Genomic DNA, 16,285 nt, shown 5'->3' with positions numbered 1-16,285 from the left:
CATCGCTCTTGGCTCTTTCCCCCTGGAAAAAACCGCTTCGGCTTCGCGCCTTCCTCGTGCTCTGGCGCGTGGCGTGGCTTTTGCTGATGCCGGTGATCCTGCTGTACCTGTGGCGCCGGGGCCGGCGCGATCCGCTCTATCGTCAGCGCATTGGGCAACGCTTTGGCCGCCATGCGGCGTGCAACGCGCCGCATGTCTGGATTCACGCCGTCTCAATCGGCGAACTGCGCTCGGCCGTGCCGCTGATCCGCGCCTTTCTCGACCGGGGCGAACAGGTGGTCACCACCCATTTCACCCCCGCCGGCCTGCGCGAGGCGGAAAAGACATTCGCGCCCGAGATCGCCTCGGGCCGGCTCTCGGCGGTCTATGTTCCCTTCGACTACGGTCTGGCCTTCCGGCGGTTCCTGCGCGCGTTCCGCCCACGTTTCGGACTGGTGATGGAGGTGGAATTCTGGCCCGGCATGATCACCGCCTGCCGCCGAGCAGGCGTGCCGCTCTTCCTGTGCAACGGGCAATATCCGGTGAAAAGCTATGAACGTGACCGGGCGCGGTTCCTGTCGCCCGCGCTGCTGGTGCCGGGCTTTGCCGGGGTGATGGTGAAATCCGGGGCGCAGGCCGAACGGTTCCGCGCACTGGGACAGGACAACATCGCCATCACCGGCGAAATGCGGTTCGAGCAACCGCTGCCGATGCCACAGCTTCAGGCCGCGGGGGCGGCGCGCGACGCACTGGCCGGCAGCCGACGGGTGATCACGCTCACCTCCGTCGTCGAATGGGAGGAGGATCTGTTCGTCGATCTGATTGGCGAGATGCTGCAAACAGTCTCTAGAAAGGCGTTTTTCATCCTTGTGCCGCGTGCCCCCGAACGGTTCGGCCCGATGGCAGAGAAGCTGGAGCAGGCAGGCATCGCCTATGCGCGGCGCTCGGACATCCTGAATGACGATCTGGAACTGACTGGCACGCCGCAGATCGACGTTCTCCTGGGTGACAGCCTGGGCGAGATGTATTTCTACCTCGCCATGGGCGATCTGGCGGTGGCCGGGGGCGGCTTCAACCCGCGCGGCAGCCACAACATCATCGAACCGCTCAGCCTGGGTAAACCGGTGTTGGTCGGCCCCGAGATATGGACCATCGAATACCCTGCCTTCGCGGCGATCGAGGCCGGCGTCGCCCGGCAGGTCACGACCGATGCGCTACCGCAGGCAATGTTATCGGATGATCTGCCCACGCGCGCGCAGATCGACGCGTTCCTGGCCGATCACGCGGGCGCGGTCGAAAAGACCCTGACGGCGCTGGACCGCTGGCTATAGGGCCTTCGCCGGATCACCAGGCCGAGAAACCGCCATCCACGTTGACAAGCTGCCCGGTCATGTAGCCCGCCTGTTCACTGGCCAGGAACAGCATCACGTCGGCGATCTCGTCGGGCCGGCACATCCGGCCGGCCATGATCAGCTCACCCACCCGGCGCTGGAATTCTTCCGAGTGGTTGTTGAACACCGCCCCCGGCGCGATGGTGTTCACCGTCGCCTGCCGTTTCGCCCAGTAGCCGGCCAGCCACACCGTCAGCCCGTGAATGCCCGCCTTCGTCACGCCATAGGCCGAAAAGTTCTTGAACGGCATGCCGTCGTAGATCGGGTGATGCGCGCCGTTGAGCGCATACATCGACGCCACGTTGATCAGCGTGCTGGGATACTTGCCCACGATATCGCGGTCCATCTGGCGGGCGACCATGAAGGCACCGGTCAGGTTGGTGCGCAGGGTCTTCTCGAAATCCTCGACCGTGGTGTCGGCGAAATCCGGGAAGGATTTTCCCTTGCCCATCAGCAGCTCACCGGTGATCGCGGCGTTGTTCAGCACCACGTTGGGCTGCCACCCATCGGCCAGGATCCGCTTGAAGATCTCTTCGACCGCCGGTTCGTCGCCGACGTCCAGATCGTAGAAGCGGAAATGCTCGTTCCCGCCATGCGTCTCGATCAACGCGTCGGCGCGGTGGCCGGGCAGGTCGCTTGCCACCACGCGGGCGCCTTCGGCCAGCATGCGGCGCACATAGGTCGAGCCCAGAACCCCGCCGGACCCGGTGATAAAGACCGTCCGGCCCTTCAGTTGATCGGTCATTGCACTCGCTCCTTCATCAGGCATTCGACGATCTTGAAATCCAGCTCGCTGTCGATGTCGATACAACGCTCGGGCGGCATCAGGTAGGGCAGCACCCGACCCTCGAACAGGCTTTGCGCCCGGCGCAGATAATCGGGATCAACGACATAGGTGCTGGCCGCGTGTTCCCAGACGGTCGGCGCCTGCTGGCGTGCCACCACTCCGCCCGGCAGCGGTTTCGAGACATGCAGCGCCCCGGTTTCATCCGGCTCAACCAGGTTGAAATACGGGTTCTTGCGCGCCTCGGTGCAGGACATGATCATGTCGGGCCGGTCCTTGAAGAACGCATCCAGCGCCCCGTCGATATCGCTCATGTCGCGCAGGGGCGATGTTGCGTCGAGGTCGAGAAACGCCTCGCACGGTCCCGCCAGTTCCTCGGCGCGTTCCAGCGCGTGCTGCCACACGCCCCATTTGCCCGCCGCATCGGTGGCCAGGTGATCGGGCCGCAGCCCCATTTCCAGGCAGCCCTTGGCGATGGCATGCTCATAGATCCGTTCGTCATCGGTGCTGACAACAACGGTGTCGACACGATCATGCGCCAGAAGCTGTTCCAGCGACCAGTCAATAAGCGGCTTGCCCAGAAGATCGCGGAAGTTCTTGCCGGGCACGCCTTTCGAGCCCTTGCGCACCCCGATATGGCCAATGATCATTCGAACCCTCCTGTCAGCGCGCCGTGAAACCGGCGTGCCTCCCACGCCCGCGCGAGCAGCGCGCAGCTGTCATAAACCCGGTCGAAGCGCGGCAAAAGCGGATTGTCCGAAGGCGCGCGCCCCTCGGCCAGCGCCATGAAGTCGCGCATGAGGCCAAGAAACATGTCGTTGCGTTCGAACGCCCATTCGCGGGTCACGTCCTCACCCCCCGAAGACCGCACCCAGTGCGGGCCCAGCAGGTCGAGGTCGAGCACCTCGTCACGCCCGCGCAGGCTGGTGCGGCGCAGGCTTTTGGGCGACAGGTAGTCCATCGAAACCGTGCCCACCGGCCCGCCATCTTCCGCCAGCGTCACGCGTGTGGCGAAATCGACGCCGGGAAAATCGGCGTGGCCGATGCAGTCGACGGCCTGCAGATCGGCCCGCGGAAACAGGCAATGCGCCATGTCCAGCTCGTGACAGAGATCGAGCAGCACGCCGCCGCCCTCGGCCCGGGCCGCGTAGCTGTCGCCAAAGCGCCAGTTCTGCCGCCATTGCCGCACGTCGTGACCGATTTCCATGTTGAAACCATAGGCGGCGACGGGACCCGCGTGCAGCGCCCGCAGCGCCGGGTGATAGCGCATCATGAAGCCCACCACCGACCGTTCGGCCACGGGTTCCGCCGCGGCATAGATGCGGTCCAACTCATCCAGCCGGAAGGCCAGCGGCTTCTCGACATAGAAGGGCACGCCCAGCCGCCCGCAGATCTCGATCAACTCAAGCCGCACCTGCGTCGCCGTGGCGATCACCACGCCCGCCTGCCCGGCGCCGCCGACCAGCGCCTCGAACGTGGCCAGGTTCAGCCCGCGCCAGCCCATCAGGTGGCTTTCGGCGCCCAGGGCCGTCAGGTTGTCATGATGCCGCCGCCCGATCGAGCCGGACCCGACAACGAAATACTGGGTGCCCATCGGCGTCTGCCCCTTGCTTGTCTGGTATGGGGCTATCACCGCAAGCGCGGCAAATGCAATTGCTTCACGCCGGGCCGGGTGCGGTTTCGGCCATGAACGGGCATCCCGCCCGCGTCCCGGCCCAATCCATCACGTCCGGTGCGATGTCGGCCCAGCCTTGGGCCATGCCCCTGTCGCGGGCGATGTCGATGGCGCAGGCCAGCGTCACGGCGGTGAAATCCCACCGCCCCACACCCTGCCAGCGCGGCGCCAGCCAGCGCAGCACCTGGCTGGCGCGATGCTCTTCATAGCGCATCACCGGGTCCGAGCGCTGGCCATCGGGCCGCATGTTTTCGCGCAGCCAGACCGCCACGCCATCCAGAAAGCCGGTGGTCACGTGGCGCATCAACCGCGCGTCGTCGTCCTCGGGCGGGAACCAGCGCGTGCGGCCCTCGAGCGTATCGAAATGCGCGCAGATATCGCGTGTGTCGGCGATAATGGCGCCCCCGTCCTCAAGCACCGGCACCCGGGCCAGCGGCGTTATTCGGAAATAGTCGCTCTCGGCATCGCGCGTGCGAACCTCGATCTCCTCGACCCGCGGGCGCAGACCGCTTTCGCGCAACGCCACGCGGGTGATCCGGGCATAAGGTGAATTCGCCGTGTAATAGAGCCTCATTTCCCCACGGCGCGCTTGAACGCATCGCGTCCGCGCATCGCCTTGGCATAGGCCAGAAGGTTGTCCTGATCGTAAGTGAATTTCGACGCGTAGGCCCAGTTCAGGCAATGGGTCAGGATGATGTCGGGCACCGTCATCGTGTCACCCATCAGGAAGGGCCCTTCCAGCCGCTCGGCGATGCGGGCGACGTTGCGGTCGAACTCCCAGCGCAGGCTGTCTTTTACCTCGGGCACGCGCTTGTCCTCGGGCAGGATGAACGTATGCCGCGCCGCCACCCAGAGGACCGAGTCGATCTCGTCCAGCACCTGGTGGGTCAGCGCGTCCTGCTTGGCGCGCTCGATCGTGCCGCAGGGATAGGTCAGCGCCTGGTGCTTGTCGCCCAGGTAGCTGATGATCGCGGTCGAATCGGTCAGCACGGCGTCGCCATCCTTGAACACCGGCACCTTGCCCGAGGGGTTGAGCGCCGAAACCATCTCCGAGCGCGGCTTCTCGGGGCTGTGCTTGTAGTCCTGCCCCAGTTCTTCCAGCATCCACATCACGCGGAACGCGCGGCTTTGCGTGCTTCCGATCACTTCATACATGGCGGTGTCCTCCCATCCTGTTTGGGTCATGATTTACGTAACTGCGCCGGGCTGGCCATAGGAACGGTGCGTCACCGCCGCGCCTGCCCCAGCATCGCCAGCCGGATCAGCGCCCGTTCAACCAGCGCCATCGCCGGGGCACGCTGGCCGGCGCTGCGCAATTGCAGGTCGGTATCGGTCAGCAGGCTCAGCGCGGTTTCCAGCCGCGGCGCGCCCCAGCCCTGCGCCTGCCGCAACATCCGGTCACGGCGCGGGCCGAAAATCGGCGGGCGCATGCGGGCAATCCCCTGAACCGCCCCACCCGGATCGCTGGCCGCGGTATACAGCGCCCGGAAATGCCGCATCGCACCCACGCACAGCCCCACCGGCTGAACGCCCTGCGCTTCCAGCTTCTGCATCACCGGTCCGATCTCGCCCACCCGGCCCTCGGCCACGATGTTCAGAACGTCATCCAACGCCGCCTCGGTCGAACTGGGTGCGCAGGCAGCCACGTCATCCGAGCTTACCGCGCTGTCATCCTCCAGCTTGTAAAGCGACAGCTTTTCGATCGTCTGGCGGAAATCTCCCGGCCCCAGCTCGCGCGCCAGCGCGGTCAGGTCGGTCATCGCGTCGCTCGACACGCTCGCAAGTCCGGCCTTGGCCAGTTCCGCCTCGATCTCGGCACGGCCCGGCGGGTCATCGTAGATGCCGGTGGCATAGGCGTTCTTGTGCCCCTCGAACAACTTGCGCAGCTTCGAGCGCGCGTTGAGCTGCCCGGCGGTCACGATCACCTGCGCATCGCCCGGCGCCCAATCGGCCAGCGCGGCCTCGATCGTGACGGCTATGCCGTCCGTCGCATCCTCGACAAAGGCCACGCGCGGCCCGGGAAAGAACCCCTGCGCCTTGATCGCATCCAACAGCATCGCCGGGTCCTTGCGCAGATCGGCCGCCGGAATGCGCGCCAGCCGCATTTCATCGTCGCCATTGGGTCCGATCAGCGCCGCGATCACCTCCTGCCGGCGCAGCGCCACGCGCATCGCGTCGGATCCATAGATCAGCAGGCCAGTACGGTCCGGCTCGGGCCGGGCGAAATAGCCCACTGCCTCGCGCGGGCTTAGTTTCATGCCGGCAACTCGCCCGAGGCCGCGATCAGCCGGGTCACGGTCTGGTCGGCCAGGATAGTCATCAGCCGTTCATGCGCATCTGCCAGCGCCGTGCGCGTCGCCGCCGTGGTGCCGCCTGCTGAATATCCCACAAAGGTATCGACGGTGCCGCTGATCAGCACCTTGCCGTCGTTCAGATCGCGTAGCGCATAGACCACGCGCCCGATCAGGTTGAACCGCGTGGTGACGCTGGCGGTCGTAATCGCCATCCGCTCCGTCTCGACATCCAGCGCAAGCGACAGGCCGTATCGCGGCGCCGTTGCGCGGCCCAGGCGGTTTTCCAGCTGGCGCACCAGGAAATAGCTGTCGCGGTTCGCGGGCTCGTCTACCAGGACCGTGTTCTGCAAGCGCCCGGCGGTGCCGTTCGGGCCGTAGACGGGGGTGAACCCGCAGGCCGACAGCGCCAGCGCGCCAAGAAGAACCGATCTTCGATCAGACCACCACATTCACGATCCGCCCCGGAACGACGATCACCTTTTTCGGCTGCCCGTCACCAAGCGCCTTTTTCACAGCATCGGTCGCCAGCGCCAGTTTTTCAACCTCGGCCTTGTCCATGTCCTTGGGCACGCTGATCTCAGCGCGGCGCTTGCCGTTGATCTGGATGGGCAGCGTCACGGTATCGTCGACCAGCATCGACGGGTCGGCCTTGGGCCACGGCGCGTTCACCACCATGCCGTCGCCGCCCAGCATCTCCCAGATCGCCTCGCTCAGGTGTGGGGTCATCGGGCTCATCAGCTGTGCCAGCGTCCTGACGGCCGTGCGTTTGGCCTCGCCGCCAGCCTGCGCCTTCTGGATCACGTTGGTAAAGGCATAAAGCCGCGCGATGGCGGCGTTGAAGCCGAAGCTTTCGATACCCATCGTCACGTCGTGGATGCACTTGTGCATCTCGCGCAGCAGATCCTCGTCGCCCGGCTGCGCGGGCGCGTCTGACTCCGCGGCCTCGGCGGCGATGCGGTACACCCGGCTCAGGTGCTTGAAGGCGGCCTCGGCCCCGGCGGCGGTCCATTCCACGTCACGCTCGGGCGGGCTGTCGGACAGCACGAACCAGCGGGCGGTATCGGCGCCGAAATTCGAGATGATGTTCAGCGGATCGACCACGTTGTTCTTCGATTTCGACATCTTGGCCGAAGGGATGATCTCGGCCTCGGTGCCATCCTTCAGAAACGCCTTGCCGTCGCGCAGCTCGACCTCTTCGGGATAGTGATAGACCGGCCGCCCGTCGGTATTGCGGGTCTGGTAAATCGCGTGCGTCACCATGCCTTGCGTGAACAAAGCATCGAACGGCTCTTTCGACTTGGCTGGCAGGTGGCCGCAGATATGCATCGCCCGGGCAAAGAAGCGCGAATAAAGCAGGTGCAGGATCGCATGTTCGATCCCGCCGATATACTGGTCCACGTTCATCCAGTACTCGGCATCCTCCATCACCGTCGGCGTCTCGGCCCGCGGCGCGGTGAAGCGCGCGAAATACCACGACGAATCGACAAAGGTATCCATCGTGTCGGTTTCACGCTTCGCCGGTTTGCCGCAGGACGGGCAGGCGCAATCGCGCCATGTCGGGTGGCGGTCCAGCGGGTTGCCCGGCTGGTCGAAACTCACGTCATCGGGCAGTTGAACCGGCAGGTTTTCCTTCTTCTCGGGCACCACGCCGCAAGCTTCGCAATGCACCACCGGGATCGGGCAGCCCCAGTAGCGCTGGCGGCTCAGCCCCCAGTCGCGCAGGCGGAACTTGGTTACGCCGGTGCCCCAGCCGTGTGTCTCGGCATAATCGATGGTGGCGTCGATCGCCTCCTGCCCGGTGGCAACGTCCAGACCGGCAAAATGGTTCACCCACTTCACCTTTTCCGTCTTCGGCGGCACGAAGGCCTCGTTCTCAACCGGCGTTTCATTGTCCAGCGCAAAGAAGGTGTCGATCACCGGAAGGTCATACTTGCGGCAGAAATCCAGGTCGCGCTGGTCATGTGCCGGGCAGCCGAAGATCGCGCCGGTGCCGTAATCCATCAGGATGAAGTTGGCGATCCAGACCGGCAGTTCCCAGCTGTCATCCAGCGGGTGCTTGACCTTCAGCCCGGTGTCATAGCCCAGCTTCTCGGCCTTCTCGATGGCTTCCTCGGTGGTGCCACCCTTGCGCATCGCGGCCACGGCCTTTGCCACGTCGGCGTCTTTCGCCTCCAGCTCCTTGGCCAACGGGTGGTCTGGCGAAATGCCAATGAACGAAGCCCCCATCAGCGTGTCGGGCCGCGTCGTATACACCTCGATCTGGCCACCATCGGTGCGGTCGAAGGAAAACTGCAGACCGCGCGATTTGCCGATCCAGTTCTCCTGCATCAGCCGCACCTTGGCGGGCCAGTTCTCCAGCGTGTCCAGCGCATCCAGCAGCTCTTCAGAGAAATCGCTGATCTTGAAGAACCACTGCGTCAGCTCGCGCCGCTCCACATCCGCGCCCGAGCGCCAGCCCTTGCCGTCGATCACCTGTTCGTTGGCCAGCACGGTCATGTCGACCGGATCCCAGTTCACCACCGCGTTCTTGCGATAGACCAGGCCCTTGTCCAGGAAGTCGATGAACAGCGCCTGCTGCTGGCCGTAATACTCGGGATCGCAGGTGGCGAATTCGCGGCTCCAGTCAATGGAAAGGCCCAGCGGCTTCATCTGGCCGCGCATGTCGGCGATGTTGCCATAGGTCCAGTCCTTGGGGTGGCCGCCGCTGGCCATCGCCGCGTTCTCCGCCGGCATGCCGAACGCGTCCCATCCCATCGGGTGCAGCACGTTATGCCCGGTGGCGATCTTGTAGCGCGCGATCACGTCGCCCATCGTGTAGTTGCGCACATGCCCCATGTGGATGCGCCCCGACGGATAGGGAAACATCTCGAGCACATAGTATTTCGGCTTGTCGCCCTCGCGGGTGGCCTTGAACACGTCGGCCTTGTCCCAGGCCTCTTGCCATTTGGCTTCGATCTCGGCGGCGGAATAGCGGGTCATCTTTTTCGGGCTCTTGTTGGCATGTCTTTGCGGGGTGCGTGATACTGGGTTTTGGCAGGGTTTGAAACGCCAATATCAGCTTTTTCGCAACGCCATGCGCGCAACCCTGTCCCATGCGGCCGCGGGGCCTAGCCATGAAAGGTCAGGCTTGTATAACGGGGCGTGTTGGTCAGAACGGCAGGTCAAAGATGAAAATCCTTTTCATTCACCAGAATTTTCCCGGCCAATTCAAACACCTGGCCCCGGCGCTGGCCGCCCAGGGGCACGAAGTCGTGGCGCTGACGCTGCGGGTGAAAAAAGAGACGCCATGGAACGGTGTCCGCATCCTGCCCTACACGGTCGAACGCAAGGGCGGGCAGGCACTGCATCCGTGGCTGGTGGACTTCGATACCAAGCTGACCCGCGGCGAATGCTGTTATCATGCCGCGTGCGAGCTGCGCGACAGCGGGTTTGCCCCCGATGTCATCATCGCGCACCCGGGCTGGGGTGAATCGATGTTCCTGCGCGATGTCTGGCCCGAGGCCCGCCTGGGCCTTTATTGCGAGCTCTACCACCTCGATGAATACCCGCACACCGGCTTCGACCCCGAGTTCCAGCCGAAGACGCCACCGACCGAAACGCTGCGCCTGCGGATGAAGAACCTCAACAACCACCTGCATTTCGCCGTGGCCAATGCCGGTCTTAGCCCGACGAATTTCCAGGCCGATAGCTTCCCGGCCAGCTTCCGCGATCGCATTACCACCTGTTTCGACGGGATCGATACCCGCGCCCTGGTGCCCAATCCCAAGGCCAGGCTGGAATTTCAAAGCGGCCTGGCGCTGGGCCGCGAGGACGAGGTGATCACCTTCGTCAATCGCAACCTCGAACCTTATCGCGGCTATCATGTCTTCATGCGGGCCCTGCCGCGGCTTCTGCGTGAAAGGCCCAACGCGCATGTTCTGATCGTCGGGGGCGACGATGTCAGCTATGGCGCACGCCCGCCCAAGGGCCAGACCTGGAAACAGATATTCATCGACGAGGTGCGCAGCCAGATCCCCGATGACGACTGGGCGCGCGTGCGTTTCCTGGGCCGCATCCCCTATGACCGCTTCTTTGCCCTGTTGCAGGCCAGCCGGGTGCATGTCTACCTGACCTATCCCTTCGTGCTCAGCTGGTCACTCTTTGAAACGATGAGCGTCGAAGGCGCGATCGTGGCCAGCAACACCGCCCCGGTGCAGGAGCTGATCACCCATGACGAAACCGGCCGGCTGGTCGATTTCTTCGATGGCGACGCGATCGTCGAGGAAGTCTGCACATTGCTGGATGACGCGAAACTGCGCGAACGCCTGGGCAAGGCCGCGCGCAGCCACGTGGTGCGAAACTACGATCTCCAGACGATCTGCCTGCCGCGGCAATTGCAGTGGGTCAGGGACCTGGCAGCGATGGACCCGCTTGAAACGGTCTCACCCTGCATCTGAACTTCGGCGGCGCCGGGTGTTCAGAATTTTTTGTCCTGGATGCGCAGCTGGCGGGCACGGGCCAGGATCGCGTCTTCAACGGCGCGCTGGGTGCCCGCGGCCACCGGACCGCCACGCGTGGCCAGCGCCACGTTGAGCGAACGCGCATCCAGCGCCGGATCCTTGATGTGCACCGTCGCGCGATAGGCGCGTCCGCCACCCGGCGGGGTGCCATAACCGGTGACGATCACGCCGGTGAACGGATCGATCGACTGGATCGGCAGGAAGTTCAGCACTTCGAGCGAGGCATTCCAGAGATAGCGGTTCACCTTAACCGTGGTGCCGGTATCCTTGCGCTTGAACAGGTCCCAGATCGAGGTCTGGCCAACCTGGCTCATGCCGTCGCGGCCTTCCAGGATCGGCCCCGTCTCGTCCTCCTCGGTGTCCACCGCATCGCGGGCGCCACCGAAACCGATCGGGCCCAGCGACCCGGATCCGCCACCGCAAGAAGACAGTGAAAAGGCCACCAGACCAGCCAAAAGGAATTTGAAAGCGCTTGAGTGCTGCATATTACCGCCCAGATCCTGCTCTTCGTTACCGTCCTACCCAAGCCCTGCGGCAGGAGCAAGGATTTATAGCTTTTGTCTTCTTATGGGCTTCGATTCCCCGCAAACCGTGCCGATTTGGCCGGTCAAGCCGCCAGCACTATAAGGTGCCGGGATTAACTGTGGCAAAGCTGCACCAATTTCACCCCCAATGGCCACACCGCCGACCGCATGCTTGCATTGACCCCCCGTTTGGAGCGAGACAAGCGCCATACCCAATACGGATTCCCCGTTTTGGGCGCATGACTGGAAAACCGAGGGAAACAAAATGAAAAAGATTCTCTTCGCAACGACCGCACTCGTCGCTACTGCAAGCGTCGCAGCTGCTGAAGTGTCGTTCAGCGGCTACGGCCGTTTTGGTGCAATCTCGATCGAGAACTCCGCAGTTGCCGCAACCGGTACCGCAGCTCAGATCGCAGCAGCACAAGCCGCAGCAGCCGCAGACGCAGCCGCTCTGGCCGCAGCCGACGCAACCGTTGCAGCAAACACTGCAGCCGGCACGCTGACCGCCGCCGACCTGACGGCTCAAGCAGCCGCAGCCGCTCAAGCAGCCGCATCGGCCGCTGCCCTGGATGCCATTGACGGCACCGCGGCAAACCGTGTTGAAGGCATCTACACTCGTATTCGCCTGCAAATCGACATGACCACCGAAGCCGACAACGGCCTGACCTTCGGCGCACGTCTGCGTCACCAGGCAACCACCGTTGACGGTGATGGCTACGGCGGTGGCTTCAACGGTGCACGCTTCTTCGCACGCGCCGGTGGCCTGGAAGTCGGCGTTGGCAACATCTTCGGCGCCATCGAATTCATGCCGGGCGTTTACATGAGCACCCAGTCGTCAGGCATCGGCCTCTCGGGCCACCGCTTCGACAACCTGGTGACCAACACCAACGCCAAAGGCTTCTTCAACTGGGATGCCTACTCGTCGGGTGGTGCCGGTGCTGACGGCGTCGAAGTGATGTACTCGGCTGGCGACTTCTCGGGTCACCTGTCGTACTCGAACTCGGGCGCCGAGCGCATTGCAGCTCACGTTGCCTACACCTTCGGCGACTGGACCGCAGCTCTGGGTTACCAAGACTCGACCGTCAACACCGAAGACAAAACCGTCATCACCGTTGGCGGCAAAATCGGCCCGGCAAACCTGACCCTGGGTTGGGCTGACAACGACGGCGTCAGCAAAATGGGCCTGGCAGCCAACTTCGAAGTGGGCGCCAACACCCGCGTTGACGCGTTCGTGACGTCGGAAGACGGCGCAGCCGGTGGCGAAGCCTACGGTCTGGGCGTTTCGCACAACCTGGGCGGCGGTGCTTCGCTCGAAGCTGGTGTGACCCAAACCACCAACGACGACACCGCAGTCGACCTCGGTATCCGCTTCAACTTCTAATCCAGAAGTTCGGAGCATCCGAAAAGGGAAGGGCAGGTCATTTGACCTGCCCTTTTCTTTTTTCCCGCGATGATGTTCATTCGGCCTGACCATCACTATAGGGGCAAAACCACATGCCACTGTCCGACATCAAAGCCCGTATCGCCAAAGCCGAAGCCGATGCCGGTCGCGCGCCCGGCTCGGTGCATCTGATCGCCGTCTCCAAGGTGCAGCCCAACGAACGCGTCCATGCCGTTCTGAGCGAAGGCCACCGCCTGTTCGGTGAAAACCGCGTGCAGGAAGCCGCCGGTAAATGGCCCACCTTCCGCGAAGAATTTCCCGATGTCCGGGTTCACCTGATCGGCCCGCTGCAAACCAACAAGACGCGCCAGGCCTTTGGCCTGTTCGAGGCCATCCATTCGGTCGACCGTCCCAAGCTTGCCAAGACCATCGCTCGCATCGCCCAGGAAGAGGGCCATTGCCCCGATCTCTTTATCCAGGTCAACACCGGCGAAGAATCGCAAAAGGCCGGCATCCTGCCCACTGACGCGGATGGTTTTATCCGCGAGTGCCTCGACATGGATCTGCCGGTGCATGGCCTGATGTGCATCCCGCCCGTGGATGAAGAGCCCAGCCTGCATTTCGCCCTTCTGGCCAAGATCGCCAAACGCAACGGCTTGAAGGGCCTGTCCATGGGCATGAGCAGCGATTTCGAACGCGCCATCGCGCTTGGCGCCACCCATGTGCGCGTGGGATCGGCCATTTTCGGCGAACGTGTTCCCGGCTGATCTTTCTTTTTCGGATCATCTGGCGCATCATCGGTGCGTATTCCGAGTGAATGGAACGTTCCGATGAAACCTGTTGCCCTCCTGATTGCCGCACTTGCCATGACCGCAACATCAGCCGCCGCCGAAATGTCGCTCAGCTTTTCCTGGGGCGATATCCCTCTTTGCACCACCGGGCGCCCGAATATCGTCGGCAACCCTGCCTTCGCCCTGACAGGCGTGCCCGAGGGCACCGACCGCATCGTATTCAAGCTCAAGGACCTCGACGTTCCGGGCTATGACCATGGCGGCGGCACGGTGAAGGTGAAGATGTCCGGCTCCGGTACGATTCCATCGGGCGTTTTCAAGTACAAGAGCCCGTGCCCGCCCTCGGGGCGTCATACCTATGAATGGACGGCAACCGCGAAACAGGGCGGCAAGACGTTGGCAACGGCCAAGGCCCGCCGGCAGTATCCCTAACCATCTGACGCGGGCACGATGACCCGCGTGCCCGGCACGACGCGTGCCGCGATCCACATCAGGTGCGCGCGGGAAAAGGCGATGCAGCCTTCGGTGGGATATCCCTTGCGCCGCCATTGATGCAGGAAGATCGCCGATCCCCTGCCGGGCTGTGCGACAGGATAGTTCCAGTCGGTCAGCATGACGATGTCATAAAGCGGATCGGCGCGGCGCAGCATCTCGTGGCTGTGCCGGTATGGTGCACGAACCAGCTGGTTATACTCGACCGTGCCACTGGCATCAGACCACAGATCGCCCGGACGGATCGCCCGCGCCCAGGGCACCGGCGGCGCCACGCGGTCGGGCCGGTAAAGCATGCCGACGATCCGGTGCACGCCCACCGGCGTGGCGCCGTCGCCCTCGCGCTTGTCCGCGCGGATTCCGCCGCGGCCCACGCTGCAGGGAAACACCCGGCCGGCAAAGCGCAGGCCCCGCGGCGTCAGAATCATGTCGGCAACGCTCACAGCAGGTGCCCGGACTTGCTGGCCTTGGTGGCAAGATATCCGCGGTTATGCTCGGTCTCGCCCACCTTCAGCGGCACGCGTTCGACAACTTCAATCCCGTTGGCCTGCATCATGTCGATCTTGCGCGGATTGTTCGTCAGCAGCCGCACCGCGGAGAATCCCATTGCCTTCAGGATCTGCGCTCCGATCCGGAAATCGCGCTCGTCATCCTCGAATCCCAGCCGGTGATTGGCCTCGACCGTGTCGAACCCCTGGTCCTGCAGCGAATAGGCGCGCATCTTATTCGCCAGCCCGATGCCCCGGCCCTCCTGGTTGAGGTATAGCAGCACGCCTGCCCCCTCTTCGCCCATCTGGCGCAGCGCCCCGCGCAGCTGCGGCCCGCAATCGCATTTGAGGCTGCCCAGCACATCTCCGGTGAAACAGGCCGAGTGCAACCGCGCCAGCACCGGCGCCTCGCGCGACGGGCGGCCGATCTCGATCGCGTAATGCTCCTCGCCGCCATCCTCGGGGCGGAAGACGTGCAGGCGCCCGGCGCCCGCGGCCTCCATCGGCAGGCGCGCAGCGATTACCGGATGCAGTTCGCTGACCGCTTCCAGTACCGGCGCGGCCAGCGCAGCCTGCACCAGGGTCAGGTTATTCTCGCGGGCAAATCCACCCGCATCCGGCAGGTCCAGCACCAGCGCCGCCGGCAAGAGCTGCGCCGTCTTTACCAGGCGGATCGCCATCCGGTGCAGCGCCGCATCGCCGTCGCGCGCCGACATCAGCGGCCCCTTCATCGGGGTTTTCAAATCATCCGCCGGGTCGGCCACGGCCAGCACCCAATCGAGCCGCGCATCCGGCGGCAGGCAGATCCGCGCCAGATCGTCATCATAGGCCCGCGCCTTGAGCGTTTCAGCCCGCCGCGCCGTGATCGCCAGAACTGGCGCGCCGCCCAGCGCGCGCAGATCGGCCAGCCGCTGCGCGTCAAGCGTTTCCGCCGCCAGCACCAGAACCGCGCCGCCTTTGCCGGCAAGAACCACCGGCACGCCCATGCGCAGGTCGGCGCGGGCGCGGGCCAATGTTTCAGTGATGTCGGGTGCAAAACTCATTCGCGGTCCTTTTCACCCCCTGATCTAGGGGAATATGCCACAATATGAAACATTTGCCCGCCCGATTACACGACGGCGTGAGAGAATTGCAGCATATCTTGTTCGCGGCGTTTCCCTGTCACATCTGTTGATCTACCAATCAAGGAGGGCGGAACGATGGCACAGCTGAAGAAAATCCTGCTTGTCGACGATGACGACGACCTGCGCGAGGCGCTGAGCGAACAACTGGTCATGACCGAAGATTTCGACGTGTTCGAAGCCGGAGATGGCAGCGATGCCATGCGCAAGGCCAAGGAAGGCCTTTACGATCTGGTCATTCTCGATGTCGGCCTGCCCGATACGGACGGGCGTGAACTCTGCCGGCTGATGCGCAAGCAGGGTGTCAAATCCCCGATCATCATGCTGACGGGCCATGACAGCGACGCCGATACCATTCTCGGCCTCGATGCCGGCGCAAACGACTACGTGACCAAGCCCTTCAAGTTTCCGGTGCTTCTCGCCCGCATCCGCGCTCAGTTGCGCCAGCATGAACAATCCGAGGACGCGGTGTTCCAGCTTGGCCCGTACACGTTCAAACCAGCGATGAAGATGCTGATCACCGAGGACGAGCGCAAGATTCGCCTGACAGAGAAGGAAACCAACATCCTGAAATTCCTCTATCGTTCCACCGAAGGCGTGGTTCCGCGCGACGTGCTGTTGCACGAGGTCTGGGGCTATAATGCCGGCGTTACGACCCACACTCTTGAAACCCACATCTACCGCCTGCGCCAGAAGATCGAGCCCGATCCTTCCAACGCGCGGCTCCTGGTGACTGAATCCGGGGGATATCGACTGGTGGCGTAAATGCCACAGGTTGAGCGTGCGTATGGAATACCCGACTTATTTGAGACAGATCAAAGTAGTATCTTGAATCTGTAAATACGGTTTTTTCATCCCGTTGCATG

17 protein-coding genes are annotated in these 16,285 nt (G+C 63.7%); 6 read left to right on the top strand and 11 right to left on the bottom strand.

Features of this window, described 5'->3' with window-relative positions:
- Positions 1-8 precede the first annotated feature (8 nt).
- Positions 9-1,310, top strand: a complete 1,302-nt coding sequence (locus E0501_RS09095) for a 3-deoxy-D-manno-octulosonic acid transferase (protein ID WP_235857799.1) — start codon at positions 9-11, stop codon at positions 1,308-1,310.
- Positions 1,311-1,323: 13 nt separating this feature from the next.
- Here the strand turns inward: E0501_RS09095 and E0501_RS09090 are convergent, their stop codons facing one another.
- From E0501_RS09090 to leuS, 8 genes are all read right to left on the bottom strand, one after another.
- A complete protein-coding gene (locus E0501_RS09090; RefSeq protein WP_161594588.1) occupies positions 1,324-2,115 on the bottom strand; it encodes an SDR family NAD(P)-dependent oxidoreductase in 792 nt (263 codons plus the stop codon).
- Entirely contained in the window at positions 2,112-2,804 is a 693-nt protein-coding gene (locus tag E0501_RS09085; protein ID WP_137701067.1) for an acylneuraminate cytidylyltransferase family protein, read from the bottom strand. The genes E0501_RS09090 and E0501_RS09085 overlap by 4 nt, the downstream gene beginning before the upstream one ends.
- Positions 2,801-3,748 (bottom strand): Gfo/Idh/MocA family protein, encoded by a 948-nt coding sequence (locus E0501_RS09080; RefSeq protein ID WP_137701066.1) that lies wholly within the window; start codon positions 3,746-3,748, stop codon positions 2,801-2,803. The genes E0501_RS09085 and E0501_RS09080 overlap by 4 nt, the downstream gene beginning before the upstream one ends.
- A gap of 64 nt (positions 3,749-3,812) precedes the next feature.
- Positions 3,813-4,403, bottom strand: a complete 591-nt coding sequence (locus tag E0501_RS09075) for a glutathione S-transferase family protein (protein WP_137701065.1) — start codon at positions 4,401-4,403, stop codon at positions 3,813-3,815.
- Positions 4,400-4,984 carry a glutathione S-transferase family protein gene (locus E0501_RS09070; RefSeq protein WP_137701792.1) on the bottom strand — a complete coding sequence of 195 codons (585 nt, stop codon included), beginning with the start codon at positions 4,982-4,984 and terminating at the stop codon, positions 4,400-4,402. The genes E0501_RS09075 and E0501_RS09070 overlap by 4 nt, the downstream gene beginning before the upstream one ends.
- Positions 4,985-5,055: 71 nt before the next feature.
- Entirely contained in the window at positions 5,056-6,087 is a 1,032-nt protein-coding gene (holA, locus tag E0501_RS09065) for a DNA polymerase III subunit delta (protein WP_137701064.1), read from the bottom strand.
- On the bottom strand, positions 6,084-6,572 hold the full coding sequence (gene lptE, locus E0501_RS09060) for an LPS assembly lipoprotein LptE (RefSeq protein ID WP_137701063.1): 489 nt from the start codon (positions 6,570-6,572) through the stop codon (positions 6,084-6,086). Before lptE ends, holA begins: the two co-directional genes overlap by 4 nt.
- Positions 6,559-9,102 (bottom strand): leucine--tRNA ligase, encoded by a 2,544-nt coding sequence (gene leuS / locus E0501_RS09055; RefSeq protein ID WP_137701062.1) that lies wholly within the window; start codon positions 9,100-9,102, stop codon positions 6,559-6,561. Before leuS ends, lptE begins: the two co-directional genes overlap by 14 nt.
- 188 nt (positions 9,103-9,290) lie before the next feature.
- On the opposite strand from leuS, the gene E0501_RS09050 reads away from it, so the two are divergent.
- Positions 9,291-10,559 carry a glycosyltransferase gene (locus tag E0501_RS09050; RefSeq protein WP_137701061.1) on the top strand — a complete coding sequence of 423 codons (1,269 nt, stop codon included), beginning with the start codon at positions 9,291-9,293 and terminating at the stop codon, positions 10,557-10,559.
- A 20-nt stretch (positions 10,560-10,579) separates the two neighbouring features.
- On the opposite strand, the gene E0501_RS09045 is transcribed toward E0501_RS09050, so the two are convergent.
- Complete coding sequence (locus E0501_RS09045; RefSeq protein ID WP_137701060.1) at positions 10,580-11,107, bottom strand: DUF3576 domain-containing protein; 528 nt, start codon at positions 11,105-11,107, stop codon at positions 10,580-10,582.
- 304 nt (positions 11,108-11,411) lie between these two features.
- Here E0501_RS09045 and E0501_RS21525 point away from each other — a divergent pair, with 304 nt between their 5' ends.
- The 3 genes from E0501_RS21525 to E0501_RS09030 all read left to right on the top strand — a co-directional run bounded on the left by E0501_RS21525 (position 11,412) and on the right by E0501_RS09030 (position 13,750).
- Positions 11,412-12,527 carry a porin gene (locus E0501_RS21525; protein WP_235857798.1) on the top strand — a complete coding sequence of 372 codons (1,116 nt, stop codon included), beginning with the start codon at positions 11,412-11,414 and terminating at the stop codon, positions 12,525-12,527.
- Positions 12,528-12,640: 113 nt separating this feature from the next.
- A complete protein-coding gene (locus tag E0501_RS09035; protein WP_137701059.1) occupies positions 12,641-13,294 on the top strand; it encodes a YggS family pyridoxal phosphate-dependent enzyme in 654 nt (217 codons plus the stop codon).
- A 99-nt stretch (positions 13,295-13,393) separates the two neighbouring features.
- A complete protein-coding gene (locus E0501_RS09030) occupies positions 13,394-13,750 on the top strand; it encodes a YbhB/YbcL family Raf kinase inhibitor-like protein (RefSeq protein ID WP_161594587.1) in 357 nt (118 codons plus the stop codon).
- Here E0501_RS09030 and E0501_RS09025 read toward each other — a convergent pair.
- Together E0501_RS09025 and ribA are read right to left on the bottom strand one after the other, a co-directional pair.
- On the bottom strand, positions 13,747-14,238 hold the full coding sequence (locus E0501_RS09025; protein WP_137701791.1) for a L,D-transpeptidase family protein: 492 nt from the start codon (positions 14,236-14,238) through the stop codon (positions 13,747-13,749). The two genes, E0501_RS09030 and E0501_RS09025, sit on opposite strands and share 4 nt — an antisense overlap.
- An 11-nt stretch (positions 14,239-14,249) precedes the next feature.
- On the bottom strand, positions 14,250-15,341 hold the full coding sequence (gene ribA / locus E0501_RS09020) for a GTP cyclohydrolase II (RefSeq protein ID WP_137701057.1): 1,092 nt from the start codon (positions 15,339-15,341) through the stop codon (positions 14,250-14,252).
- A gap of 156 nt (positions 15,342-15,497) precedes the next feature.
- Here ribA and E0501_RS09015 point away from each other — a divergent pair, with 156 nt between their 5' ends.
- Positions 15,498-16,184, top strand: coding sequence for a response regulator transcription factor (locus E0501_RS09015; RefSeq protein WP_137701056.1), 687 nt, complete (start codon positions 15,498-15,500; stop codon positions 16,182-16,184).
- Positions 16,185-16,285: the final 101 nt, after the last annotated feature.

It is taken from the genome of Marimonas lutisalis (assembly GCF_005434965.1).
Classification (GTDB): Bacteria; Pseudomonadota; Alphaproteobacteria; order Rhodobacterales; family Rhodobacteraceae; genus Marimonas_A; species Marimonas_A lutisalis.
Note: the sequence above shows the minus strand (reverse complement) of the source record. Positions and strands in the feature narration are given on the sequence as shown.